Origin of the sequence: Nocardia sp. XZ_19_385 (genome assembly GCF_015355755.1) — a bacterium.
Classification (GTDB): domain Bacteria; phylum Actinomycetota; class Actinomycetes; order Mycobacteriales; family Mycobacteriaceae; genus Nocardia.
This window is the reverse complement of record NZ_JACVEE010000023.1, coordinates 1-519: the sequence shown is the minus strand read 5'-3', so window position 1 is coordinate 519 and position 519 is coordinate 1. Positions and strand designations below refer to the sequence as shown.

General features: G+C 54.5%; 1 rRNA gene. It reads right to left on the bottom strand.

Annotated elements, in window-relative coordinates:
- Nucleotides 1-402: 402 nt before the first annotated feature.
- Nucleotides 403-519 (bottom strand): 16S ribosomal RNA (locus IBX22_RS37190); the annotation flags it as partial.

Here is a 519-nt window from a genome sequence, read left to right as displayed (position 1 = left end):
CTTATCGCAGCCTACTACGTCCTTCATCGGCTCCTGGTGCCAAGGCATCCACCGTACGCTCTTAAACACTTACTAACAAAGATGCTCGCGTCCACTGTGCAGTTCTCAAACAACACACCCACTCGAATCTCGTTCCAGGACCAACTCGACAACCTTGCGGAAGCCGGCGGTATCACTGAAGACCCGAGCGGATCGTTTGTTTAGCCTAGAGAGAATGTGTTCTCTCAGGACCCAACAGTGTGTCGATATATCACCGCAGCAGAAGACAAAGCTTCTACTCAGTGCGATGAGTTTGTCAGTGTTCCACCCATGAGCGTCCGCAGTTCTACATGTGAGAACTAAACGGTCTCTGCCAGGTGCGAACCAACCTGTGTTGGCGCACTCTGGAGATGTGCTCCTTAGAAAGGAGGTGATCCAGCCGCACCTTCCGGTACGGCTACCTTGTTACGACTTCGTCCCAATCGCCGATCCCACCTTCGACGGCTCCCTCCCACAAGGGGTTGGGCCACCGGCTTCGGG